23 protein-coding genes are annotated in these 23,989 nt (G+C 69.7%); 12 read left to right on the plus strand and 11 right to left on the minus strand.

Annotated features, from left to right (window positions below):
- Positions 1 to 26: 26 nt before the first annotated feature.
- The 9 genes from NO889_RS03825 to NO889_RS03865 form a co-directional block, all read right to left on the minus strand.
- Positions 27 to 974 carry a S26 family signal peptidase gene (locus NO889_RS03825; protein WP_256410928.1) on the minus strand — a complete coding sequence of 316 codons (948 nt, stop codon included), beginning with the start codon at positions 972 to 974 and terminating at the stop codon, positions 27 to 29.
- A gap of 192 nt (positions 975 to 1,166) precedes the next feature.
- Positions 1,167 to 1,466 carry a DUF5808 domain-containing protein gene (locus tag NO889_RS03830; RefSeq protein ID WP_256410929.1) on the minus strand — a complete coding sequence of 100 codons (300 nt, stop codon included), beginning with the start codon at positions 1,464 to 1,466 and terminating at the stop codon, positions 1,167 to 1,169.
- A gap of 74 nt (positions 1,467 to 1,540) precedes the next feature.
- Positions 1,541 to 3,382 (minus strand): bifunctional N(6)-L-threonylcarbamoyladenine synthase/serine/threonine protein kinase, encoded by a 1,842-nt coding sequence (locus NO889_RS03835; protein ID WP_256410930.1) that lies wholly within the window; start codon positions 3,380 to 3,382, stop codon positions 1,541 to 1,543.
- A gap of 12 nt (positions 3,383 to 3,394) precedes the next feature.
- A complete protein-coding gene (locus tag NO889_RS03840) occupies positions 3,395 to 3,700 on the minus strand; it encodes a 30S ribosomal protein S24e (RefSeq protein WP_256410931.1) in 306 nt (101 codons plus the stop codon).
- A gap of 273 nt (positions 3,701 to 3,973) precedes the next feature.
- Complete coding sequence (locus NO889_RS03845; protein WP_256410997.1) at positions 3,974 to 4,564, minus strand: GTP-dependent dephospho-CoA kinase family protein; 591 nt, start codon at positions 4,562 to 4,564, stop codon at positions 3,974 to 3,976.
- Positions 4,565 to 4,698: 134 nt separating this feature from the next.
- The gene (gene spt4, locus NO889_RS03850; protein ID WP_066412722.1) at positions 4,699 to 4,896 is read right to left on the minus strand and encodes a transcription elongation factor subunit Spt4; all 198 of its coding nucleotides are present in this window, start codon (positions 4,894 to 4,896) and stop codon (positions 4,699 to 4,701) included.
- Positions 4,896 to 5,477: a DNA-directed RNA polymerase gene (locus NO889_RS03855; RefSeq protein WP_256410932.1), complete on the minus strand. Its 582-nt coding sequence runs from the start codon at positions 5,475 to 5,477 to the stop codon at positions 4,896 to 4,898. Before NO889_RS03855 ends, spt4 begins: the two co-directional genes overlap by 1 nt.
- A gap of 150 nt (positions 5,478 to 5,627) precedes the next feature.
- Entirely contained in the window at positions 5,628 to 5,975 is a 348-nt protein-coding gene (locus NO889_RS03860) for a twitching motility protein PilT (RefSeq protein WP_379786989.1), read from the minus strand.
- Positions 5,976 to 6,081: 106 nt separating this feature from the next.
- A complete protein-coding gene (locus tag NO889_RS03865) occupies positions 6,082 to 7,326 on the minus strand; it encodes a translation initiation factor IF-2 subunit gamma (protein WP_256410934.1) in 1,245 nt (414 codons plus the stop codon).
- 228 nt (positions 7,327 to 7,554) lie between these two features.
- Here NO889_RS03865 and NO889_RS03870 point away from each other — a divergent pair, with 228 nt between their 5' ends.
- The 5 genes from NO889_RS03870 (at position 7,555) to NO889_RS03890 (ending at position 12,558) form a co-directional block, all read left to right on the plus strand.
- Complete coding sequence (locus NO889_RS03870) at positions 7,555 to 8,046, plus strand: DUF5810 domain-containing protein (RefSeq protein ID WP_256410935.1); 492 nt, start codon at positions 7,555 to 7,557, stop codon at positions 8,044 to 8,046.
- 616 nt (positions 8,047 to 8,662) lie between these two features.
- Positions 8,663 to 9,172: a DUF5809 family protein gene (locus NO889_RS03875; protein WP_256410936.1), complete on the plus strand. Its 510-nt coding sequence runs from the start codon at positions 8,663 to 8,665 to the stop codon at positions 9,170 to 9,172.
- Between the two features lie 70 nt (positions 9,173 to 9,242).
- Positions 9,243 to 10,346 (plus strand): DoxX family protein, encoded by a 1,104-nt coding sequence (locus NO889_RS03880; protein ID WP_256410937.1) that lies wholly within the window; start codon positions 9,243 to 9,245, stop codon positions 10,344 to 10,346.
- A 104-nt stretch (positions 10,347 to 10,450) separates the two neighbouring features.
- Positions 10,451 to 11,743, plus strand: a complete 1,293-nt coding sequence (locus NO889_RS03885; RefSeq protein WP_256410938.1) for a glucose-6-phosphate isomerase — start codon at positions 10,451 to 10,453, stop codon at positions 11,741 to 11,743.
- 89 nt (positions 11,744 to 11,832) lie between these two features.
- Positions 11,833 to 12,558, plus strand: coding sequence for a CPBP family intramembrane glutamic endopeptidase (locus tag NO889_RS03890; RefSeq protein WP_256410939.1), 726 nt, complete (start codon positions 11,833 to 11,835; stop codon positions 12,556 to 12,558).
- A 46-nt stretch (positions 12,559 to 12,604) separates the two neighbouring features.
- Here NO889_RS03890 and NO889_RS03895 read toward each other — a convergent pair whose 3' ends face one another.
- Entirely contained in the window at positions 12,605 to 13,492 is an 888-nt protein-coding gene (locus tag NO889_RS03895; RefSeq protein ID WP_256410940.1) for a mechanosensitive ion channel family protein, read from the minus strand.
- Positions 13,493 to 13,814: 322 nt separating this feature from the next.
- Between NO889_RS03895 and NO889_RS03900 the strand changes: the two genes are divergently transcribed.
- The 6 genes from NO889_RS03900 (at position 13,815) to NO889_RS03925 (ending at position 20,441) form a co-directional block, all read left to right on the plus strand.
- Positions 13,815 to 15,011 carry a PstS family phosphate ABC transporter substrate-binding protein gene (locus NO889_RS03900; protein WP_256410941.1) on the plus strand — a complete coding sequence of 399 codons (1,197 nt, stop codon included), beginning with the start codon at positions 13,815 to 13,817 and terminating at the stop codon, positions 15,009 to 15,011.
- A 159-nt stretch (positions 15,012 to 15,170) separates the two neighbouring features.
- On the plus strand, positions 15,171 to 16,283 hold the full coding sequence (pstC, locus tag NO889_RS03905) for a phosphate ABC transporter permease subunit PstC (protein WP_256410942.1): 1,113 nt from the start codon (positions 15,171 to 15,173) through the stop codon (positions 16,281 to 16,283).
- The gene (pstA, locus tag NO889_RS03910) at positions 16,280 to 17,839 is read left to right on the plus strand and encodes a phosphate ABC transporter permease PstA (RefSeq protein ID WP_256410943.1); all 1,560 of its coding nucleotides are present in this window, start codon (positions 16,280 to 16,282) and stop codon (positions 17,837 to 17,839) included. Before pstC ends, pstA begins: the two co-directional genes overlap by 4 nt.
- Positions 17,832 to 18,728: a phosphate ABC transporter ATP-binding protein PstB gene (pstB, locus tag NO889_RS03915; RefSeq protein ID WP_256410944.1), complete on the plus strand. Its 897-nt coding sequence runs from the start codon at positions 17,832 to 17,834 to the stop codon at positions 18,726 to 18,728. The genes pstA and pstB overlap by 8 nt, the downstream gene beginning before the upstream one ends.
- Before the next feature lie 5 nt (positions 18,729 to 18,733).
- Complete coding sequence (gene phoU / locus NO889_RS03920; protein WP_256410945.1) at positions 18,734 to 19,408, plus strand: phosphate signaling complex protein PhoU; 675 nt, start codon at positions 18,734 to 18,736, stop codon at positions 19,406 to 19,408.
- A gap of 4 nt (positions 19,409 to 19,412) precedes the next feature.
- Complete coding sequence (locus NO889_RS03925; protein ID WP_256410946.1) at positions 19,413 to 20,441, plus strand: AbrB/MazE/SpoVT family DNA-binding domain-containing protein; 1,029 nt, start codon at positions 19,413 to 19,415, stop codon at positions 20,439 to 20,441.
- 7 nt (positions 20,442 to 20,448) lie between these two features.
- On the opposite strand, the gene NO889_RS03930 is transcribed toward NO889_RS03925, so the two are convergent.
- On the minus strand, positions 20,449 to 21,753 hold the full coding sequence (locus NO889_RS03930) for a DNA double-strand break repair nuclease NurA (protein ID WP_256410947.1): 1,305 nt from the start codon (positions 21,751 to 21,753) through the stop codon (positions 20,449 to 20,451).
- Between the two features lie 409 nt (positions 21,754 to 22,162).
- On the opposite strand from NO889_RS03930, the gene NO889_RS03935 reads away from it, so the two are divergent.
- Positions 22,163 to 23,980, plus strand: a complete 1,818-nt coding sequence (locus NO889_RS03935; protein WP_256410998.1) for a methyl-accepting chemotaxis protein — start codon at positions 22,163 to 22,165, stop codon at positions 23,978 to 23,980.
- Positions 23,981 to 23,989: the final 9 nt, after the last annotated feature.

A 23,989-nucleotide genomic window follows, 5' to 3' on the forward strand; every position in this document is an offset into this window, starting at 1 on the left:
CCCCGGCTCACGCGGCAACGGAAGGCTCACGTGGCAACGGAATCGATCGTCGGCGATCCGACCACCGGCGAACCGATCGCCGACGAACCGACCGTCACGCTCTGTGATCCGATCCCCTCGATCCCGAATCCGGTTCCCGGCGACACGACGATCGCGCCGAGTACGTCGCTCACTTCCGCTTGGCCGGTCGTGATCAGCCGAACGTATCCGAGGTACGGCACCCGGACCCTGGCGACCCCGGTCACCCACTCGGCGGCGACGGGTTCGGCGAGCCCGTTGGCCTGGTCGTACTGGCGGTTGTTGTCGCCGAGCGTGACGAACCCCGCGTGTGGCGCGGGACAGTTCCGGAGTTCCTCACAGTCGTCGGCGTCGTGGTATCGGTCGTCGGCCCGATCGTACCAGTTCTCGCCCTCCTCGACGTGAAACATCGCGCGGTGGATGATCGGCGACGCCTGTCTACCCGGCGGCTGATAGATCACGACCGATCCGTAGTCGCCGAAGGTTCGGTACCCGCTCTCCTCGCCGGTCTCGTGGGTCACGACGCCGAGGTCGTTGTCGGCGACGTCAGGGGCGAGCCGTCCGGGTTCGGTGACGAACACCAGGTCGCCGGTGTTCATGTTGGGCTCCATACTCGGCGACTCGACCGCGACCATCGGGGGCCACACGCCGCTGACCGCGAACAGGATCAATCCGATCAGGAGCACGACCGCGACGCTCGAGAGCATTTCCCGGAGCCACATGAGCGGCCCTTCCATGTCGTGACGAAACCGGTAGAACAGCCCCGGACCGTCGTCGACCTCGGTCTCCGTCGTCGGATCGTCATCGATCGGGCCGGTACCGTTCGGATCACCACCGACCGGATCGTCGTAGTGGTCCTCGTTACCGACGGGATCGTCCCCGTCCGAGCCGTCGACGGCCGGATCGTCGTCGATCGGGTCGTCCCCGTTCGACGCCGGCCGATCTTCGGAGTCCATCGTGCCGGGTTTGGCGGTTTCCGGTCATAAGCTTCCGGGTCATCGCCCGACAGTTCAGTTCACCTCCCCCTCGGGACGACGACGAACACCGATCGCGATAGAACGCGTCCGGAGAGCGTCGGTTCTCGTTTGAAACGTCGGTCGTTCGGAACGTCGGTTCTCGTTCGAAAGCGCCGATTCCCGGCCGAAGCCTCAGTCGTCGTCGACGATCACTTCGACGGGGCCGGAGTCCCCGCTCTCGGATTCGCTCGAACTCGTCTCGGGTCCGGCCGTTTCCGAGCCCTTCTGTTGCCAGTAGAGTCCGCCGGCGACCGCGAGGACGACCCACGAACGCCAGTTCGCGAGGTTCAGCGTGTAGCCGATCCCGAACGGCTTCTCCACCAACATCCCTTTCTCCGGTTGCCAGTACGACGAGAGGAGCCGACCGAGGCTCGGTCGATCGAAGTTGTACGGGATCCCGAGTATCTCTCCCGACGACGGTTTGTCTCCCATACCCGTACCTCACGCGCCGGGGATAAAAATCGTGTCGGCGGCGATCCGCTCAGCGGTACCGCCCACCGGTCCGCTCAGCGGTACCGCCCACGATCCCGCACCTCGCGGAGTCGACCGAGGACCGCCTCCGCTCCCTCCTCCCTGTATCCCTCCTCGAAGGCGTCCACGAGCCGATCGGACTCCGCCGCCGTCGCGGTCACTGACCCCTCGAACACGTGGAGGTCCATCGCGTGATCCTCGACGTGTCCGGTGTGGTAGCCCAACCCGAAGTCGATGAGGAACGTCCGATCGCGGGCTCCACCCCCGACGTCGCGGTCGCCACTGTGCCCGCCGTCACGTTCCTCACCATCACGTTCGCCGCCCTCGACTCTGACGTTTCGCGTCGTGGGGTCGCCGTGAACGAACCCCGAATCGTGGAGCCGCGCGAGATGACGACCGACGGCTCGGACCGATCGAACCGTCGGATCCGTCCGATCCGTTCGAGCCGCCCGAGCCGTCTGATCCGCACGTTCCCCGCCGCCTCCGCGGAGGACATCCGCCAGATCGCGATCCCCGACGTACTGGAGGGTCAGCGTCGCCTCCGGTACGTCGACGTCGTACACGAGCGGCGTCGGCACCCCGGCCTGCCGCGCCTCGCTCGTCAGCCGGGCCTCGGCGACCGTCCGATCCCGCCGGAGCGACCGATCCAGCGCCGGGTGCCGGTATTCCTTCGGGATCCGCCGTTTCCGGACGATCGGTGCGTTGCCCGGCCGATCGACCGTCGTTCCGACGGCGTCGTCGATGTCGTCGGCGTCGACGATCTCCACGACCGCCTCGGCTCCCCGGCGGTCGTGGTCGTCCCCGTCTCCCCCTTCGGACCCGAGCCGAGCGACGGACGGCTCGTCGTCCCGCCACGTCACCGGCACCTCGTCCGGCCGGAAGTTCGGGTCGATGTGCGACTCGCGGATCGCGAGGGTGTCGCCCGCCGCCGCCATCTTCGCACCGAGCACCGCGATCATCCCGGCGTTGTCGCGAAGGTACCGCGGATCGGGCGCGTGGAACGCCGCGCCGCGGGCCGCACACATCTCCGCGAGCATCCCGCGGAGCCGGTCGTTCTGGCCGACGCCCCCGCCCAACACGAGCTCGTCGGCCCCGGTCAACGAGAGCGCGCGCTCGGACACTTCGGTGAGCATCGCGAAGACGTGCTCTTGAAGCGAGAAGCAGATCTCCTCGACCGGCTCGCCGGCGTCGTACGCGTCGTTCGCCGCCGAGCTGATCCCCGAAAACGAGAAGTCCATCCCCTTGACGACGTACGGCAGCTCGAGGAGGTCGGCCGCGTCCGCCGGCCCCGTCGTCCCCGTCCGGACTCCCTCTCCCGCCGCCTCCGCGGCGGCGGCCTCGACCTTCGGTCCGCCGGGGTGGGTCCACCCGACGTGGCGGGTGAACTTGTCGATCGCGTTGCCGACGCCGGCGTCCATGGTCTCGCCGAGGACGCGGTACCGGTCGTCGTGGTAGCCGAGCAGGTGGGCGTTCGCACCCGAGGCGTTCAGACACACCGGGTTCGAGAACCCCGACTCGTGGCGGCCGATCTCGAGGTGTGCGACCATGTGGTTGACGCCGACGAGCGGGACGTCGAGCGCGCCCGCGAGCGAGCGCGCGGCCGTCCCGACCGTGCGGAGACACGGCCCCAGTCCGGGACCCCGAGAGAAGGCGACGGCGTCCACCGCGTCCGGGCCGTACTTCGCCTCCGCGTGGTCCAGGATCGTCCCGACCACTTCCGGGATGGCCTCGGACATGTGTTCTGCGGCCTCGCGCGGATGAATGCCGCCGCTATCGGGTTCGTACGGATCGGATTCGATGAGCGTCGAGCCGGCCTCGGCGTCGTGGAGCGCGGCGCTCGCACACCACGCCGTTCCCTCGATACCGAGAACCCGCATTCGGTTGCCGTCTCAGGCCTCTTCGCCGTCGTCGCCGTCGGCGCCGATCTTGTTCCGCTCGAGCATGTACTCCTGTTCGACGTCGAGCGCGTCAGCCGCGGAGTCGTACACCTTCGCGTAGCCGATCGTCTTGCGCATCCCGAACTTCGTGTCGAGCTCGTGGACCACGACCTCCTCGGAGGACTTATCGAGCTTGGCGGCGAGCGAGTCGCGGACCGAGAGGCGGGAGGGCGTCGCCTCGTCGTGGACCGTCTCGAAGCGGATGTCCGTCCGGTGCAACATGGGGTTTTCTTCCTCGGAGATGATGTCGACGTCCATGGTTCAGTTACGTGTACTACCCCCCGAACGCTGTAAAAGGATTTCGAAGCGGGTGGCGAGCCGTCCGCACGGTTCTGCCGCCGGTTCGGCCCCCGCGGATCCGGCCGTTCGGTTCGCGTCCCGTCGCGCGAATCCGAACCCCTTCCCTTCCACTGGAACTCCCGGCGTCAACCGGGTACGAACCGCTTCGGTACGGCGATCTCCGATCCGGCACGGGCCCGCTCGATCCGGTACGGACACTTCCGCTCCGGACCGGATCGGTCGTGCGGATCGTTACTCCACGTCGCCCGCCGAGTCCGATCCGGATAGCCCGAGCGCGCCGAGCGCGCCGTCGACGTCGCCGTCGAGCCCCTCGAACAGCTCGCGCGCCTCCCGCCGGCTCTCCGGGGTGACCGCGACCCGGACCATCCCCTCGCCGGGCTGGCCGTACACGACGCTCGCGCCCTCCGGAGCGGCGAGGATCGCCGGCAGCGCGGCCAGATCCTCCTCGCCGTCGACCTCGATCGTGACGGGATCCGGGTCCGCGAGCGCGTCGACCAGGGCCTCGAGGAGCGCGACGGTGAGCGTCGCGGCGGGGTTCTCGACGCGCACGCGTCTCCCCCCGCCGACCGCGAGCGCGTCCGAGACCTCCGTCCGGACCGCCTCCCGCTCGGTCTTCCCGTCGACGAGCGCGACGTCCGGGACCCGACCGGCCTCCCGGAGGTGGTAGGTGACGACGTCGCCGACGGCGACGACCGGCGCGTCGGGTGCGCCGTGCTCCTCGCGGCTCTCCGCCGCGGCCGCGAGCAGCGCGTCGGCGTCGGTCGTCACCGGGCCCATCGGCTCCTTGAACGCGTCGCGAAGCGAGTCGGGAAGGGTCACGATCGGGTTCGACATGCCGAGTCGTACGGCGTCGGCGTATGAAGAGTCGTGCGGTCGTTCGGGCGGCGTCCGATGGCGGCCACCGGATCGACGGCCATCCAGCCGACGGGTAGCGGACCGACGGCTACCGATCTATCCTACCGGACCTTCAGCGCGTACGATCCCGGCTTCGAGACGTTCATCTCCTCCGCGATCTGGCTCTCCTCGGGGTTCGTGACGATGACGTAGCCGGCCCAGTCCTCCGTCAGCGAGGAGGACCCGCAGAGCTCGCAGGTCTGTGCGTCCGGGTCGTTGACGTAGTGACACTCCCGGCAGGCGAGCCGATCCTCTGCCATCAGTCGTCCTCCCCGGTCGTACCGGTCTCGGCCCGCCGGCGGCGATCGCTCTCGAGCCACTCGTGTTTGCCGAGCCCCGGTTGCTTGGCGGTGAGCCCGATCTTCGAGTCGCGCGGGTTCCGCTCGTCGACGCTCTTCGTGACGACCCGCACCCGGACCGCGTCGTCGACGCCGAGGCTCTTATCGGAGTCCGAGGAGGCCAGCTGCTGGTTCGCCCCGTCGAAGGTGAGGTACTCGTCGGTGATCTGCGAGACGTGGAGCAGGCCGTCGACCGGGCCGATCCCGACGAACGCGCCGAACTCGACCGTCTCGACGACCGTCCCGTCGACGACCTCCTGCATGTCAGGGTCGAAGGTGAGCGCGTCGAACTCGGCCTCGTAGTAGACGCCGGGGCGGTTGTGGAGCACCGCGCCCTCGCCGATGTCGTGGACTTCGATGACGCTCACGACGCTGCCGACGTCCTCGTCCATTCGTCCTTCCAGCTTGTCCTGGAGCAGGGCTTTCACCCGCTCGTCGGTGACGTCCGCCAGGTGCTCCGGCGGGACCTCGACCGTGTCCTTGAGTCGAACTCGTTTGTACATGTGCGTGGGTTGTGTCTGTGATCGCGTGTGTCGTCCGCGGTCGTGCCTATCGTTCGATCGCCCGCGTCGCCTCCGCGTTCGTTCCGTCGCGTCCGCGGTCGTCCGATCGCGCCGCGCTCGTTCCGTCGTTTCTCCGCCGGTGCCTCTCCGCTACGGGTCCGTTACCGTGAGTGTGTTCCGCCCCCGTAAACAGATTACCGGTGTGTCCGCGTCCAGTACCCGTTCCACGAGCGGCCTGTCGAGCGTGACCACGTACGCGACCCGACCGCCTCGAGCGAGTTCGACGAGCGCGTCGTCCGCGTACGCCGCGTCGACGTCGACCGTCCGGGCTCGGTCCGCCAGATCCGCCCCGACGCTCGCCGCGGTCGCCGCCCTCCCCGCGCCCGATCCGAGCCCGTCGAGCTCCTCGAGCACCGCCGACGGAACGACCGGATCGTAGCTCCCGAGGAGCCGGTCGAGCTCCTCGAACAGCCGGACGTCCGCCTCGACCGGGGCCATCAGCGCGCTCGCGTCGAGCGCGACGGCGGGGCGGTCGTCGCCATCGTCCGGGCGGTCGTCGCGTCCCGCAGGGCGGTCGTCGCCTCCGGGGGCCTCGTCGGACACGTTACGACAGCGTCCCGACGCCGATCAGCCGCCACCGCGCGCCGACGCGGCGGTTGATCGCGATCTGTGCGCCCGCCTCGGCGCACACCGGTCGCTTGAGGCTGACCTCGCACTCGCCGTCGCGCGCGCTCGTCACGGCCCCGACGGTGGTCGCGGTGCCGACCGTCAACATGAGCGGCTCGCCGGTCGAGATCTCCTCGATGTCGCTCTCGCCGCTCTCGTCGTCCTCCTTGCCGACGACGCGGTCGAGGAGGTCGACCTGCATCTCGAACTCGTGTCGGGTCGGCGGGAGCGTTCCGGGCTCGCCGGCGACCTGTCCGGCGAGCGCGTCGCCCTTCGTCAGGCTCGGGTCGAGCCCCGTCCCGACGCCGAGCAGGCCGCCCGGACGGGCGCTCTCGACGTCGTTGCTGCCCGCCTGAAGCGACCGGACCGAGGTCTCGAGCGGTCGCCACTCGGTCTGCCCCTCCTCTTCGACCTCGCGGCCGGGGCGGATCTCGAGGCCGTCGCCCACCGACAGCTCCCCCTGGACGAGCGAGCCGCCGACGACGCCGCCCTTGAGCTCCTCGGCGGTCGCGCCCGGCCGGTTGATGTCGAACGAGCGGGCCGCGAACATCCGGGCGTCCTCGTCGGGGTCGCGCTCCGGCGTCGGGATCTCCGACTCGATGGCCTGGATGAGCAGATCGAGGTTGACCTCCTGGCCCGCCGAGACGGGGACGATCGGCGCGCCCTCCGCGACGGTGCCCTCGACGAACTCCCGGATCTGCTCGTAGTTGTCGACGGCGCGGTCGCGGTCGACGAGGTCGACCTTGTTCTGAGCGATGACGATGTTCTCGATCCCGATGAGATCGAGCGCCATCAGGTGTTCTTCGGTCTGCGCCTGCGGGACGTCCTCGGTCGCGCTCACGACGAGGACGGCCCCGTCCATGATCGACGCGCCCGAGAGCATCGTCGCCATCAGCGTCTCGTGGCCGGGGGCGTCCACGAACGAGACGGTCCGCAGCGGCTCGCTCTCGGAGCCGTCGGGACACTCCTCGTCGGTCGTGTAACACTCGGGCTCGTCGACGCCGGGACAGCGGCGGAACGTCGCGTCCGCGTACCCGAGCCGGATCGAGATCCCGCGTTTCATTTCCTCGCTGTGCTGGTCGGTCCACGAGCCGGACAACGCCTGTACGAGCGTCGTCTTCCCGTGGTCGACGTGACCGACGAGACCGATGTTCACCTCCGGTTGTGTGTTGGCTTGGGTCACTGTTGAACCTCCTAACGGAGCAGTCTTACCCGGATTTTCGCCCCGTGCGAGTGATAAAGTTGCTGTTATAGCGGCGTCACGGGTCCCCGTCCCCCCCGTTTCGAGTCGATCCGCGTCGGTCGGATCGAGATCGGATAGATCCCTGGCTGGTTCGGTGTCGCCCCCGCGGTTCCCACGTCCCGCCGTTCCGACGCCGATATACGGCTCACGCCCGTATCCGGGGCCACGATGGGATACGCGTGTCCGGTGTGTGCGACCCCGCAGCGCGACGGCGAGCACCTCGCTCACCACCTCGCGTTCACGGCGATGCTCCACGGCGACGACCACGAGGCGTGGCTCGACGAGTACGCTCCGGAGTGGGCCGCGGCCGAGCCGGCGGAGCTGGCGGCGGTCGTCGTCGACCACGCCGAGCCCGCGGAGTACCACGAGGTGTTCGAGGACACGACCGACCGCGGTCGACCCGCGGTGGACGCCGGGATGGGCGGTCACGGCGAGGGCGGGGGACACGACCACGGCTCGGGTCACGCGCACGGTCACGGCCACGCCCGCGGTCACGGCGGCTCCGGCGGGATGGACCCCGAGACGGCGGCCGCCGTCGAGGAGGCGCGCGAACTGACACGCGAGATGTACGAGGCGGAGGCCGGAGACGACGAAAGCGACCACGGGGGCGATGCCGACGGAGAGAGTGACGCCGGGCGCGGAGACGGCGACGGCAACTGAGCTCGACCCGTCGGACGGTGATTCCTTCCGGATCGTTTCAGAGCGTGAGTCGGCGATCTTCCCACTCGATCGAGCGTGCTGGTAGAACGGGTGTTTCGGGGGAGCGTTGGATGGATAGAAGGGGATCGTTGCTGGGGTGGTGATGACCACCAAAGCCCCAGTCGCGAGGACTCGTGCGACTCGCTGTGCGCTTCGGTCGCTCGCGGTGCTCGCTCCCTCAGTGCGTGCTTCGTCGGACTTCGCCCTCGCGACTGCCCCTTTGAGTCCCACCCCGCACAGCCCCGCAACCGCGCCTCACGCCTCCCCAGCCTCGCCGCTCGCTCGGGCTCCCTCCGGTCGCCCCGGTCGCTCGCGGCGTCCCTCGCGGTCGGGTTCGCGCCCTCCGGGCGCTCACCGGCACGCCACCGTACTGCAGATCGCTCGCTCCTTCGTCTGTATTGAGCATCCGCGAGCGAAGCGAGCGGTTCACCGCCGGCGAGGCGACCGCCGAGCCGGCGGCTTTTTCCCTCCAGGTTTTTCGAGGAGCGGTCCCCGAAGCGAACGAAGTGAGCGAGGGGACCCGACGAGAAAAAGGTGGAATCGAACGCCCTTTTCCCCTCGACGGCAACGGCCCCGTATGGAAACGAGGGGCGTGTTCGCGCTGGCGACCCGCGAGGAGGCGAGAGAGCGCTACGAGGCGGTCGGCCCGGCGGCGCGGGTGATCGTCCGGGAGACGGCCAAGGCGATGGAGTTCGACGCCGACGAGTACGACGAGCGCGTCACCTCGGCGGTGGTCGAGACCGCCCGCGACGCGACCTTCGCCGAACTGCTCGTCGTCCACCTCGCCGACCGGGACGAGTACGACGCGTGGCTCGCGGGGAGCGAGTTCGACCCCGACGACGTCGTCGAACTCGGCTCCGACCACGTCGACCGGGTCGCCTGGCACCCAGTCCCCTTCGCCGGGACCGTGATCGCGACCACGTTCCAGGAGGGCCCCGACGCGGCCGCGAGCACCCTCCGACGCAACGCGTTCGGCCGGGTGTACCGCGACGTATTCGAGGGCGGCGGCGGCAGCGAGGGTGACGGGTCAGACGTCGATGAGTCCGACGCCGACGCGGCCGATGTCGACACGGACGGCGACGAATAACACCGGCTCGCGGTCGTTCGCGGCGCGGATCCGACACACACCTTAGGTAGCTGTGGGGCGTAGGCGATTCATGCCCAACCGATCGACCGCGGTCGCCCTCCTCGCGGCGGTCGCGTCCCTGATCGCTATCGCCGTCCGGCCGGTCGCCGCGCACGTCGACTACGTCACCGAGGACTTCGGCGACCCGGTGGACGCGGTCGCGTTCCTCGTCGAGGTGCTCTCGGACCCGTTCAACGCCGCGGTGTTCGGCGGCTCCGGTCTCGCCGTCGTCGCCGGGATCGCGACGTACCTGTGGGTGCGGCCGACGATCCGCGACGTGGTCGTCCTCCGGGAGACGCTCGTCGGGTACGGCGACCTGGTTCCGTGGATGCTGCGGCTGTCGATCGGCCTCCCGCTCGTCGGGGCGGGCTTCCAGGGGTACCTGTTCGCCCCGACGCTGACGTTCGATCCCGCCTCGAGCCCCCTCCTCCGGGTGCTCTTCATCGGGATCGGCTTCTGCGTCCTCTTCGGCCTCGCGACCCGGATCGTCTCCGCGGTCGGCCTGCTGACGTTCGCGTGGGTCCTCCTGGCGGTCGATCCGGGCGTCGTCATCGCGATGGAGTACGTCCCCGTCCTGCTCGCGCTGCTCGTCCTCGGCGGCGGCCGGCCGAGCGCGGACGACATGCTCCTGGAGGTCGCGAGCACGCCCGGCACCTACTACGGCCGGATCGACCCGGTCCACCACCTGAAGGCGTTCCTCGACGAGTCGGCGGCCCCCCTTCGCGAGTACGTCCCGACGCTCCTCCGGGTCGGCATGGGCGTCACGTTCGTCTACCTCGGCCTGATCCAGAAGCTGGCGGACCCCGCGAGCGGCCTGCTCGTCGTCGAGAAGTACGACCTGACCGCGGTCGTCCCCGTCGACGCCGGCCTCTGGGTCGTCGGCGCGGGCGTGACCGAGATCGCGGTCGGGCTCGCGCTGATCGCGGGCTTCTTCACCCGCGGCGCGGCCGCGGTCTCGTTCGTCCTCTTCACGACCACGCTGTTCGGACTCCCGGACGACCCCGTGTTGGCCCACGTCGCGCTCTTCGGGCTGGCGTCGGCCGTCTTCACGCTGGGATCGGGGCCGCTCTCGTTCGACCGGTGGTTCGGTCGCCCCGCCCTCGCCGACGGCGAGTCCGTGATCCCCGCGGACTGAGCGATCGGGATCGGCCGACTCCACCGCCGACCTCACCCGAACTCTCCTCCGCCCCCCGAGCCCCCTCGGCCCACGCTTATGACCCGGCGGGTCGTGTCCCGCGTATGGACGTAGACATCGGCAACGCCCTGGACGCCCGGCCGGGGCTCACGGAGGGGACGCTCGACCGGCTCGACGGCCGGGTCGCGGCCGCCCACGACCGGATCGCGCGCGGAATGGCGGACGACGAGTTCGGCTACGCCTCGCTTAATTTGCCCGAGACGGCCGACTCGGCGGCGATCCGAGCCGCGGTCGAGCCGTTCGGCGAGCCGGAGGCGGTCCTCACGGTCGGGATCGGCGGGAGCGCGCTCGGCGCGGCGACGCTCGCGGACGCCCTCGAGAGCGACGTGGACGCGTACTTCCTCGACAACGTCGACCCCGACGCCGTCGACGCGCTGCTCGCCGACCTCCCGCTCGCTGACGTCGTTCTCAACGTGGTCTCGCGATCGGGGACCACGGCGGAGACGCTCGCGAACTTCCTCGTCGTCCGCGAGGCGATGGACGCGGCGGGCGTCGACTGGACCGATCGCACCCTCGTCACGACCGGCGAGGAGGGGAACCTCCGACGGCTGGCGGAGACCCACGACCTCCCCGCGCTCGACGTGCCCGAGGGGGTTCCCGGCCGGTTCTCCGTCCTCTCGACGGTCGGGCTCGCGGTCGCGGCGCTCCAGGGTCACGACGTCGAGGCGGTGCTTGCGGGGGGAAGCGACGGGATGGACGCGCTCGCGGGGTCGCTGTTCGAGTCGCCCGCCTACGCCTACGGCGCGACGACGTACGCGCTCGCGGAGCGGGGCGCGCTCACGAACGCGTTCATGCCGTACGCGGAGTCGCTGGAGACGTTCGCGGAGTGGTTCGCCCAGCTGTGGGCCGAGAGCCTCGGCAAGGACGGACTGGGGCAGACGCCCGCCCGCGCGCTCGGCGCGACCGACCAGCACTCCCAGCTTCAGCTCTACCGCGCCGGTCCGGCCGACAAACTCGTGACGCTCGTCCGGCCGACCGAGCGCGCCGACGCGCCGATCCCCGAGACCGACCTCGACGGGCTCTCCTACCTCGGCGGCTCCTCGCTCGGCGACCTGCTCGACGCGGAGTTCGCGGCGACGGAGGCGAGCCTCGCGGCCGCGGACGTTCCCAACGTTCGGATCGAGATCGACCGCGTCGACGAGCGAAGCCTCGGCGAGCTGCTGTACGGGATGGAGGCCGCCTGCGTACTCTACGGCGAACTCGCGAGCGTCTCGACGTTCACCCAGCCGGCGGTCGAGTGGGGCAAGAAGGCGGCTCGCGGCCTGCTCGGCGGCGGCGACTTCGCCGAGGCCGAAGCGGTCGCCGACAAGCGGGAGTTCCGGATCGACGGGGCTTGAAGCTCCCGTCCGGGGTCGGCACGACGAAGCTCCCTCGAACGCGAGCCGGTTCCGGTGTGCCTAAAGGCACGTCCCCCCTACGCCCGGCGATGACAGTCGATCGGGCGACGCTGATCGAGCGGGGGGTCCACGTCGCCAGCGCGGTCCTCGCGCTCCTGTTCACGCTGGTCATCGCCGGCCTGCTGACGGAACTGGCCACCTCCCTCGCACTGCGGAGCGGCGTCGTCGCCGAGGACACCAACGCGTTCACGCTCCTCCGGACGGTCGTGAGCTTCGCGGGCTTTCTTCCCGGCGTGGTGGGGTACCTCGCCATCACCGACCAACGGACTCTCGTTTCGATCTCCCAGCCTTCAGTACGGGAGATCGGGATCGTCGCGGTGGCCGCGATCGTCCTCTACGGGATCCAGATCGCCCTCCTGTTCGCACTCCAAGCGCTCGGGCTCGGGACCGGACGGAACTCGGCGACGGTGGCCGCCGGCGACCCGGTCGCCTACTACGCCGCGATGATCGCCGTCTCGATCCTGCTCGTCGGCCCCGCCGAGGAGCTGCTGCTCCGCGGCGTCGTCCAAGGCGGGCTGCGCCGGTCGTTCGACGCCGCCCCGGCGATCCTGATCGCGGCCGTCCTGTTCGGCGCGCTCCACGGGAACGTCGACGGGACCCTCACCGAACAGGTCGCGTACATGGGCGTGACGGTGATCCTCGGGTCGCTACTCGGCCTGCTCTACGAGCGAACGGAGAACGTGCTCGTGCCGGGACTCGCCCACGGGCTGTACAACGCGATCATCTTCGCGGGGCTCCTCGGGGGCGCGCTCTGAGATCGGCGTCGGTCCGGCTCGCGCGTCGGTCGCTTCCGGCTCCGGATCACTCGCCGTCCGAACGCTCCGTGACGGTGACCTCGCCCGAGAGCGACTGCGCGGACGGGGGCGCGATCGTGATCCCCTCCTCGTCGAACCGGCGTTTCACCAGCCGGCGGAAGTCCGACCGGAGCGTCACGACGTCCCTGTCGCCGGGGTCGTCGACCCACAGCTCCGCCTGTACCGTGATCGCGTTCTCCCCGAGTTCGCAGACGCGCGCGTTCGGCGCCGGCTCCTCGAGGATCGACTCCTGCTCGGTCGCGACCGCTCGAAGCTCCATCAGCGCCAGTTCGACGTCCTCGTCGTAGGCGACGTACACCGTCTCCGTGATCCGATAGGTGTCCCGTCCGTAGGGTCGGGTGAGCGCGTTGCTCGTGAGCTCGGTGTTCGGCACCGCGATCGTCTCGTTGTTCGGCGTCCGGACCCGCGTCACGCGGAAGTCGACCGCCTCGACGGTGCCCTCCCCGCCCGGCCACGCGATCCAGTCGCCGACGTTGAAGTCGGGGTCGGCCACGAGGAAGATCCCGCTGATGAGCGACCCGAACACCTGCTGGCCGGCGATGCCGAAGACGAACGTGACGGCCGCGATGACGATCGCCGAGTCGGTGAGCACGCTCCCGTAGCCGGCGGCGATCACGCCCGTCAGCGTCGCGAACCCGATCAGCGCCACCCGGAGGTACGTCTTCACCGCGGACTCGATCGTGGGGTTGTTGCGGTTGCGCGCCCGCACGATCCGGATCACGGACGGCACGACGACGACTTGGCCAACGAGGTAGACGACCCCGAGCGCGAAGAAGAACCAGAACAGCTCCGAGAACACGCGATCGTACGCCGACACGAGTTCGGTGACCCATCTCGGCAGCGACGTCCCGCCGGTCGCGCTCTGGCCGATCATACCGACGCGTCGCGGCGCACCGACAAAAAGCCCGGATCGGCGGGAGATCGAGAGCCGATCGACGCCTCGACGTTCCACGCGGCCGATCGAGGCGTGTCGTCGCTCTCGCCGCCGGGACGTCACTCCGGACGTCTACGTACCGATTCGTACGGCTATGGAGCGTCGAGGAACGTCTCCTCTCACACGGTGTGATATATATCCCTCACTACCTGTATGTGATCATCCGTGTGGTACGATCCGATCAGATACCTCGTACCTCCTCGATTCGGCGCTATAATCCTATTATAAACGGCTTTTATCCGGTTTCGCGACGGTCCACGTGATGGCACAAGAAGAGCGTCTGGCGGACCTGGTGTCGCGTCGCAAGATCCTCGTGACGACCGGTGCGGTCGGAGCCGCGGGCTTGGCCGGCTGTAGCGGCTCGTCGGGCGGCAGCGGGAGCGGCGACGGGGAGAGCGGTGACGACGGGAGCGGCGACGGGGGAAGCGGTGACGACGGGAGCGGAGACGGGGGAAGCGGTGACGACGGGAGCGGGGACGGCGGCGACGGCGAGGACGAGGAGGGAAGCGCGGACGTCTCGCCCCTGACCGCGGACGGGTCCTCGACGGTGTACCCGATCACGAGCCTCGCGGGGTCGCTCTGGAACGGGAACGCCCCGGCGGACGACGAGGAGTACTGGGGTCCGGACCAGTACGGCATCGACACGGACCAGAACATGGCCGACTACTGGGCGGGCCTCTACGGGTTCGAGCCCAGCGGCGAGGAGGGGACGCCGCCGTTCTTCACCAGTATCGGCCTCAACCACACCGGGGTCGGGCTCGAGAAGTTAGAGCGCGGCCAGGTCGACATCGGCGACGCGTCCGCGCCCGTCAGCGCGGAGTTCCCCGACCGGAGCGAGGAGGAGCTCGAACCGTTCACGGACCACGTCGTCGCGGTCGACGCCCAGCCCATCGTCGTCAGTCGGGAGATCTACGACGCCGGCGTCACGGAGCTCACCCTCGAGGACGTCCAGGGCATCTACCAGGGGGAGATCACCAACTGGTCCGAGCTCGACGGCCCCGACCGCGAGATCAACGCCGTCGGCCGCGCCGAGGGCTCCGGGACCGACACGTCGTTCCGCGTCAACGTCCTCGGCGACCCGGACGCGTCGATGGACGGCGTCGACGTCCGCCAGGGCCAGAACCAGCAGGTCGCGTCGACGATCGGCAACACGGACAACTCCATCGCGTACATCGCGCTGGCGTTCCTCGAACCCGACGGCGACGTGCCGCCGGTCGCGCTCACCATCGAGGGCACCACGTACGAGTACGGTGAGAACCTCGGCACGCTCGATTACCCGCTCTCTCGCGCGCTCCACACGTACACCTGGGACGGCACCTCCGACAAGGAGGCGGCGTTCATCCGGATGATCCTCAGCGAGTACGGACAGACGATGTTCGTCGAGCCGAACAACTACCTCCCGCTCGAGGAGGAGTTCCGCCAGGAGCAGATCGACGCGCTTCCGGAGCCGTCGGCGTAACGCCGAGGTCTCGCGGTGCGCCGTTCTGGGGCGCGCCGGTCTCCGGCGGTTCCGCGCCGACGTCCGACCGACGCGGCGATCCATCTTTCGGACTACGAGAAGGCCATTCATGATTCAGTATACGAACGAGCCGTTCACCGATCCAACAGAGACGAACGAATGAGAATTAGCAACACTAGCATCGCCGGCTTCGAGGGACGTAGCGTCGCGGACGCGGACCGTGGGGTCCTCCTCACCGGTCTCGTGGGCGGGGGGTGTCTCCTCGTCGCGTTCGGGCTCTTCCTCTCGAACTCGACGCTGACCGTCGTCCCCGTCGTCGGATTCCTCGGAGCGACGACGTACGGGTGGTTCAACCACCAGGCGGCCACCGTCAAGTCCGTGACCTTCCTCGCGACGGTCGCGACGACCGTCGTGCTCGGTCTCATCTCGGTGTTCCTGATCGCGCGCGCGGTACCGGTGTTCCAGCACATGGGGGTCCGGATCTTCGGACTCACCGACCCGGTCCGCGTGTTCGGTATCACCCTCCTTCCCGGAGTCGGGGAGCTCTGGAGCACGAGCGGGGACGTCTACTCGCTGACGCCGATGGTCTGGGGAACGCTGATGACGACGGTCATCGCGATGCTCGTCGCCGGTCCGCTCGGGGTCGCGGGAGCGATCTTCATCGCGGAGATCGCCCCGCCGGTCGTGCGGGAATCGGTGAAACCCGGCATCGAGATACTCGCGGGCATCCCCTCGATCGTGTACGGGTGGCTCGGGTTCGTCCTGATCTCGCCGTTCGTCTACGAGCACCTCGGCACTCCCGGACTCGGGAACATGGCCATCGTCGGCGTGGTCATCGGCCTGATGGCGCTGCCGACCGTCGTCTCCGTGGCCGAGGACGCCCTCACGAGCGTCCCGAACTCCATGAAGGACGGCTCGTTGGCGCTCGGCGCGACCGACTGGCAGACGATCAAGGGGATCACGATGCCGGCGTCGTTCTCGGGCGTCTCGGCGGCGGTCCTGCTGGGCGTGGGGCGGGCCGTCGGCGAGACGATGGCCGCCACCGTGATCTTATCGAACGTGGTCAAGCTGCCGGAGCCGCTGTACAACGTCTTCGGGAACACCATCTCGCTGACCAGTCTCATCGCGAGTCAGTACGGTAACGCCGACGGGATGCACATGCAGGCGCTGTTCGCGGCCGGCGTGGTCCTCTTCGTCTCCGTGATGGTCCTCAGCGTCGTCTCACAGACCATCGAAGCGCGAATGAAGCGAAAGCTGGAGGGCCAGGCGTGAGCACCGCTACTCGCCACTCGCTCCGGAGCGACCAGAGCGAGGCGTTCACCCGGCTGACCGACGGCGTCGTCGGCGTCGGAATCACCGTCATCAGCCTGTCGGTCCTCGCCGTCGGCCGCGTCGTCACCGGCGACACCGCCGCCTTCGGTCTCGGCGCGTTCGAGTGGATCGCGCTCGCGCTCGCCGCGATGGGATCGACGGTCGTCGCCCTCGGCGTCGGCTCGTTCGTCGGCACCTTCGAGACCAACCCCGAAGAGCGCGGGACCGTCGGCCCCGCGCTCGGATTCGGCGGGATCGCGTTCGCCGCGGGCGGCCTGACGGCGTCACAGACGCTCGGTCTCCCGCTCGTCGCCTCGCTGGCGGCCGCACTGGTCGCGGGGCTGGCCGTCGGCGGGTTCGTCACGCTCGCTCGCGAGGACCTCGGGACGACGCTCCCCGCGGGCGGGTTCGCACTGTTCGTCGGGGCGCTCGTCCTCACCGACGTCTTGGCCGCCGGCTGGACCTGGGCTCCCGAGGGGTTCTCGGTGACGTTCCCCGGGTACATGGTCGTCCCGGTGCTCGCGGGACTGGCGGCGCTCGTCGCCTGCTGGGCGGCGGTGTCGGCCCGGAGCGGGTTCGGCGCCGCGGGGCGTCAGTCGGCGGCGTACTTCCTCGTCGGACTCAACGCGATCGGCATGCTCGTCGTCCTGGCCACGCTGATACTTTTCATCGGCGTGAAGGGATTCGGCCGGGCGACCCAGGGGATCGCCTTCGACCCGCTCGCCCTCGAGTTCCGCTGGCCGTTCGTCATGGACGGGTACAACTTCCGGCCGGACCAGCCCAACGGCGTCTTCCCCGCCGTCGTCGGGACGGTGTGGCTCGTGATCGGCGCCGTCCTCGTCGGCGTCCCGCTGGCCGTCGGCGCGGCCGTCTTCCTCTCGGAGTACGCCGAGCGCGGTCGGTTCACGCAGCTGGTCGAGGTCGCGACGAACGGTCTCTGGAGCACGCCGAGCGTCGTCTTCGGCCTGTTCGGCTACGCGTTCCTCGTCCCCCGGTTCGGCAACACGACGTCGCTGCTCGCGGGGATGATGGTTCTCGGGTTCATGCTCCTCCCGCTGGTGACGATCACCAGTCGGGAGGCGATCAAGGCCGTCCCCGACGAGTACCGCGACGCCAGCGCCGCGCTCGGGGTGAGCCAGTGGGAGACCATCCGGAGCGTCGTCGTCCCGACGGCGCTCCCTGGCATCGTCACCGGCGTCATCCTCGGCGTCGGCAGGATCGCGGGGGAGACGGCGCCGATCCTGCTCGTGATGGCCGGCGGCCTGCGCGACGACGCGCCGAGCGTGCTGGGATCGTTCCAGTTCGTCGCGCGCCCCCCGTTCGTCGTCAACGACGCGCTCCTCCAGAGCGCGCCGGCGCTGCCGTATCAGCTCTACGCGACGATCACGGCGGGCGTGAGCGGAAACGAGGAGTTCGGCTGGGCGACCGCGTTCGTCCTTCTGGCCGTCGTCTTGAGCTTCTACGCGATCGGCGTCGGCACCCGTATCTACTTCCGGCGGAGGTTACAGCATGAGTAAGGCAACGAGCGAATCCACGACGACGGCGGAACGGACCACCACCGGGGAGACCGACGAGCGCGTCGATCCCGAGTGGTCGAACTACGAGTTCGAGGGCACGCCCAAGATGGCGGTCGAGGACCTCGACGTCTACTACGGCGACGACCACGCCCTCGACGGGATCTCGATGGAGATCCCGGAACGCAGCGTGACGGCGCTCATCGGCCCGTCGGGCTGTGGCAAGTCCACGTTCCTGCGTTCGCTCAACCGCATGAACGACCGCATCCGGAGCGCGCGCGTCGAGGGGTCGATCAGGCTCGACGGCGAGGAGGTGTACGCCGACGGCGTCGACCTCGTCGAGCTGCGGAAGCGGGTGGGGATGGTGTTCCAGAACCCCAACCCGTTCCCGAAGTCGATCCGCGACAACGTCTCCTACGGCCCGCGGAAGCACGGGGACCTCGAAACGGGCCTGTTGGCCCGCGCGCTGGGCCGCGACGACGGCGACGAGCTCGACGAGCTCGTCGAGCGATCGCTCCGCCGGGCGGCCATCTGGGAGGAGGTGAACGACCGGCTCGACGACAACGCGCTCGGGCTCTCCGGCGGCCAACAACAGCGGCTCTGTATCGCCCGCTGTCTCGCGACGGACCCCGAGGTCATCCTGATGGACGAGCCGGCCTCGGCGCTCGATCCGATCGCCACCGCCAAGATCGAGGACCTGATCGCGGAGCTCGCCGAGCAGTACACGGTCGTGATCGTCACCCACAACATGCAGCAGGCGGCGCGCATCTCCGAACAGACCGCCGTGTTCCTCACCGGCGGCGAGCTCGTCGAGTACGACGACACGGAGAAGATCTTCGAGGACCCGGAGAGCCAGCGGGTCGAAGACTACGTCACCGGCAAGTTCGGGTGACCCTCATGCCGAGGGACCGATACCGGTCGGCGCTGGACGACCTCCGGGACGCCGTCGTCGGGCTGGGCGAGGACGTGGTGGTTCAACTCGAGACCGGACTCGCAGCCTTGGAGTCCGGCGACCCGGAGCTCGCCCGTGCGGTCATCGACGGCGACGACGCGATCAACGAGGCGTACCTGGCCGTCGAGTCGGACTGTATCGACCTCTTCGCGCTCCAACAGCCCGTCGCGGGCGACCTGCGGTTCGTGGCCGCCTCGTTCAAGATCCTGACCGATCTCGAACGGATCGGCGACCTGGCGACGAACCTCGGTCGGTACGCGCTCGCCGAGTCCTCCGAATCCTCCCCGGAGGTCGACGTCGTGGCGATCGGCCGCGAGGCGCGCGACGCGGTCGAGGACGCGCTGACGGCCTACCGGACGCGGGACGTCGAGCTGTGTCGCGAGATCCACGCCCGCGACGACCGGATCGACGCCCTCTGTCAGCGGGCCAGCGAGCGCGTCGTCCGCGACCTCGTCGAGCGCGAGACGGGGAACGACGCCTGGGCCGTCGAGCGACTCCTCGACGACGTCTCCCGGCTGTTGCTGACCGTCCGCGACGTCGAGCGCGTCGCCGACCACGCCGTCAACGTCGCGGCCAGAACGCTGTACGTGGTCGAACACGACTCGGAGCTCCTCTACTGAGACGATGGAGACGCGCAAACTCCAGCGGGTCGGCGGCGGGACGTACACGGTCTCGATCCCGAAGCGGTGGGCCGTCCAACACGACCTCGACGCCAGCTCAGAGGTCCACCTCTACGCGCACGCCGACGGGTCCATCGTCGTGCGGAGCTCCGAGCGCGACGGCGCGGCGCTAGATCGGATCGAACTCGGCGTCGACGGGGACGACTCGGCGCTGGTGCGTCGCCTGCTTCGGTCGGCCTACGGGACCGGCTACGAGACGGTGACGCTCCGCCCCCGCGAGTCGTTCGCGGACGAAACGCGTCGTGCCGCGCGGCGGACGAAGCGCGGCCTCGTCGGCGCGGAGCTCGTCGCCGACGCCGCCGACGAACTCACGCTCCGCAACCTCCTCGCGACCGGGGATGTGTCAGTTCGACAGACTGTCGTCCAGCTCCAGTTCGTCGCCTGTTCGGCCCTCCGGCAGGCCGCCGTCGCGTTCGACGAGGATCGGGCTGCGGACCTCGACCGTCTTCGCGAGCGCGCCGACGAGGCCGACCGGCTGTTCGAGATGATCGCCCGTCACTTCAACCGGTCGCTGGTCTCCATGGCCGAGATCGATCGTCTCGGCGTCCGCCGCCCGACGCTTTTCGACTACTACGCGGCCGCCGGGGAGCTCGCGGCGATCGCCGAGTCGAGCGTCACGATCGGACGCGTGGCCGACGGGTTCTCGGGAGCGATCGGCGAGCGGCTCGCCGCCGACGTCGAGGCGGCGGCCGACGCCGCCGAGGAGCTGGTCGCGTCGGCCGCCGCGGCGGTTCTCGAGGGAGCGGATCCCACCGACGCGAACGAGGTGTTGGCGGATCGCGATGACGTGACCGCCGCCCTCGACCGGATCGAACGGGCCGTCTTCGACGATCCCGACGCGCCCTTCGAGGGAACGGCGGCCGACGCGCGGGCGCTGACGCGGCTACTCGACGCGCTCGCTCGGACCGTGGACCACGCGGGTGCCGTCGCCGCGGTCGCGATGCGGGCGGCGGTTCGGGAGGGACCCGACTGACGGTCGGTCAGTACCGCTCTTTCCCCCAGCGGTGGTCGTCGTAGGTCGCCTGCTGGGCGCTGTCGAACCGCTCCTCGAACTTCCGGCGCAGGGCGGCCTTCTCGGTGGCGTCGATCCGCGCGAGCGCGTCGGCCTTCCCGACCGCCGCGGGCGGTCCTCGCGTCGTCGCCACGTCCGCGAGCACCTGGCGGGTCAGCCGGTCGCGCGTCCCCGCGTCGCGGGTGAACGCGTAGGGGGCCTCGAGCTTGTAGGTCACGTCGGTCCGCGGGTCGTACAACACCATGAACGTCGGCTCGTACAGTTCGGGACCGAGTTCGCGCTTGATCCCGAGCGCGTCGGCGTCGGCCGCCATCGTCCCGTCCGCGCCGCCGCGGCTGTGGAACCAGGTGGTGAACGTGAGGTCGTCGTCGAGGCGGGCGTCGCCCCCGCCGCTCCCGCCTCGCCCGGTGCCTCCGCTTCCGCCGCTTCCAGCCGTCCTTCCGCCCTTCTCCCGTCGCTCCAGGAGCCGGGTGAAGAGCGCGGTGTCGTCGGGCCAGGGGGACTCGAACCCCTTCCGGGCGAGCGTCCGGACGATCGTCCGGCTCGAGGGGTTCTTCACGAAGCCGGCGAGGGGCACGTCGCGCTCGACGAACCGCTCGACGAGCCGGACGTACTTCTCGACGACTGCGCGCGGTTTCGCCTCGCGCGCGAGCTCGCCGAGCTCCGGGTCGCGGTCCTCCCAGGTGAACAGCTCCTTGGGGTAGATCGGGCCGTCGAGGACGAGCAGCTCCTCGACCTCGTCAGCGTGATCGAGCGCGTGGGTCCCCTCCGCGAGGTAGAGCGCGAGCGCGTGGACGACTCCCTCGGCGTACCGGTTCACCCGCGGCGCGTGGAGCACGCGCTGACGGGTGTGGCCGTCGTCCCGTCTCGTCCACTCGCCGTCGAAGTCGGCGGTCGAGTCGCCCGCGTGGACCGTCGCGACGATGGTGCGGTCGCGGTGGAGGTCGAGGTCGGTCGGCTCCGCGGCCATCGCCGCGTGCGCCACGTCGACGACGAGCCCGTTCTTGAACGTCGTCGGGTTGATCGTCCCGGAGTCGAGCCCGTGGACCGTCCCGAAGGGCCGCTCCGCCAGCGCCACGTCGTCGATCGGGGTCCGTCGACGCTCGTGGCCGGCGACCGGCTCAATGACGGCCCGGCCGTCCCGCCGGAGGCCGGTCAGCCAGTCGTCCCACACCCGTCTCGCGAGGTCCTCGTGGTCCGTCGTGTCCACGTCGCCCGCGATCCCGTACGCGAGCCGCGCGATGTTCTCGACGTGGATCGGATCGAGGGTCACGCCAGTACTGCGATCCGGACCCGTATAAAGTGCGTCGCCCGCGCGGTCGATGGCGAGCCGGCGTCCGCGTCGGCATTCGCGTCGGGAGTCGGGTTCGCGGCCTCGCCGGACCCGAACTCGACCGCATTCGACTTTCATCGAAGACCCAGCAAAACCGACCGCCGGACCGGTATGGTGCGTTCTCTGACAACCGTCGGTAGGGAACGGTCACCTCCGACTCCGGGAGTATCAGCGATAATATTCGGAGGCGGAAATATTTGACGTCATACGACGATCGACGTACATGGCTGACTCAACGGTCGGATCGACGTCGGGGGACCGCGGTTCATCTGGCGGGGCGAGTGGGGGTGTCGCCGGGCCGCTCGCCGGGATCCGGGACGTTCTCGGATACGTGCCGGACGGCACCTCGATGCCCGAGGAGATGTGGCGGGCGCGCCACCGCAACATCCTGATCCTCATCGCGACACACCTCCCGATCCTGGTCGCGCTCGGTCTGTACTCCGGGACCGAGTCGTTCACCGGGGCGCGGATCCCGGCCACGCCGACGTGGATGCTCGGCGGGATGCTCGCGGCCGTCGTCGGGACCGGACTGCTCGCGGCGTGGTCCGGGTTCGACCGGCGGACTCGAACGCTGCTCGCGACCTTCAGCGGGCTCACGATCTCGATGGCCCTGGTGAAGCTGTCGGGCGGGTACATCGAGGCGCACTTCCACTTCTTCGTGTTCATCGCCGTGGTCGCGGTGTACGAGGACTGGCTCCCCTTCGGGCTCGGCATGGCGTACGTCGCGGCCGGCCACGGGCTGTTCGGGCTGATCGACTCGAGTCTCGTCTACAACCACCCGGCCGCCATCGCCAATCCGATCGTGTGGGGCGGGATCCACGCCGTCTTCGTCACGGGGCTCGCGGGCGCGCTCGTGGTCAACTGGTACTCGATCGAGAAGTCCCGCGAGGAGGCGCGGCGACAGCTCGAGTTGGTCGGGACACAGAAGACTGAGATCGAGGACGTCGAGGCGGCCAAAGCGAGAGCCGAGGAGCGACGCGAGGAGGTCGAGCACCTCAATCGACACCTCGAGACGAAGGCGGACGACTACCGCGCGACCATGGCCGAGGCGGCCGACGGCGACCTCACGGTCCGGCTCGACGCCGAGAGCGAGAGCGAGCCGATGGAGCGGATCGCCGTCGCCTTCAACGGGATGATAGACGACCTCGAGTCCACCGTGCGGGAGGTCCAGTCGTTCGCCGGCGAGGTGTCGGAGGCGAGCAAGGAGACGACGGCCAGCGTCGACACGGCCGAGGAGCTGAGCGAGGACCTGGGTCGATCCATCGCGGAGATCGCCTCGGGAGCGGACGGGCAACGCGAGATGCTCGAGGAGGTCTCGAGCGAGATGAACGACCTCTCGGCCGCGATCGAGGAGGTCGCCGCCTCGACCGAGACGGTCGCGGACGCGGCCCGGCGGACGGCGTCGATCGCGGACGAGGGCGAGGACACCGCGAGCGAGGCGATAGCAAGCGTCCGGGAGTCGCGCCGCGCGCTCGACTCGACCGCGGAGACGGTCAGGGACCTCGACGAGCGGATGACCGACATCGGCGACATCGTCGACCTGATCGGCGACATCGCCGATCAGACGAACCTGCTCGCGCTCAACGCCAACATCGAGGCCGCACGGGCGGGCGGCGGGGGCGGGTCCGGATCGAGCGACGGCTTCGCCGTCGTCGCCGACGAGGTCAAACAGCTCGCCGAGGAGACGAAGGTGGCCGCGGGCGACATCGAGGAGCTCATCGCCGGGACGCAGGCCCGGACCGAGGCGGCCGTCGACGAGGTCCGGACCGCCGAAGAGCACATGCAGACCGGTGCCGACGCCGTCCGCGACGCCGCGGACGCGTTCACGCGGGTGGCCGGGAACGCGGAGGAGACCGACGACGGGATCCGCGAGATCGGCCAGGCGACCGACGACCAGGCGGCGAGCACGGAGGAGGCGGTGGCGATGGCCGAGGAGGTCGCGGAGATCAGCCGGGCGGTCGCCGAGGAGACCGACGACGCCTCCGTCGCGGCCGACGAACAGCTCTCGGCGATGACGACGGCCGCGACGGAGGCCGGAACGCTCACCGACCGCGCCGAGCGACTCCGGCGGCTGCTCCGGAAGTTCGAGGTCGACGGGGGGTCGGCGACGGAGGGCCCCTCCCCCGGCTCCCGTCCGGTCGCGATGGGCGACGGCGGCTCGGAGTGAGGGTCGGTC

The organism is Halorubrum rubrum, assembly GCF_024494685.1.
Lineage (GTDB): Archaea > Halobacteriota > Halobacteria > Halobacteriales > Haloferacaceae > Halorubrum > Halorubrum rubrum.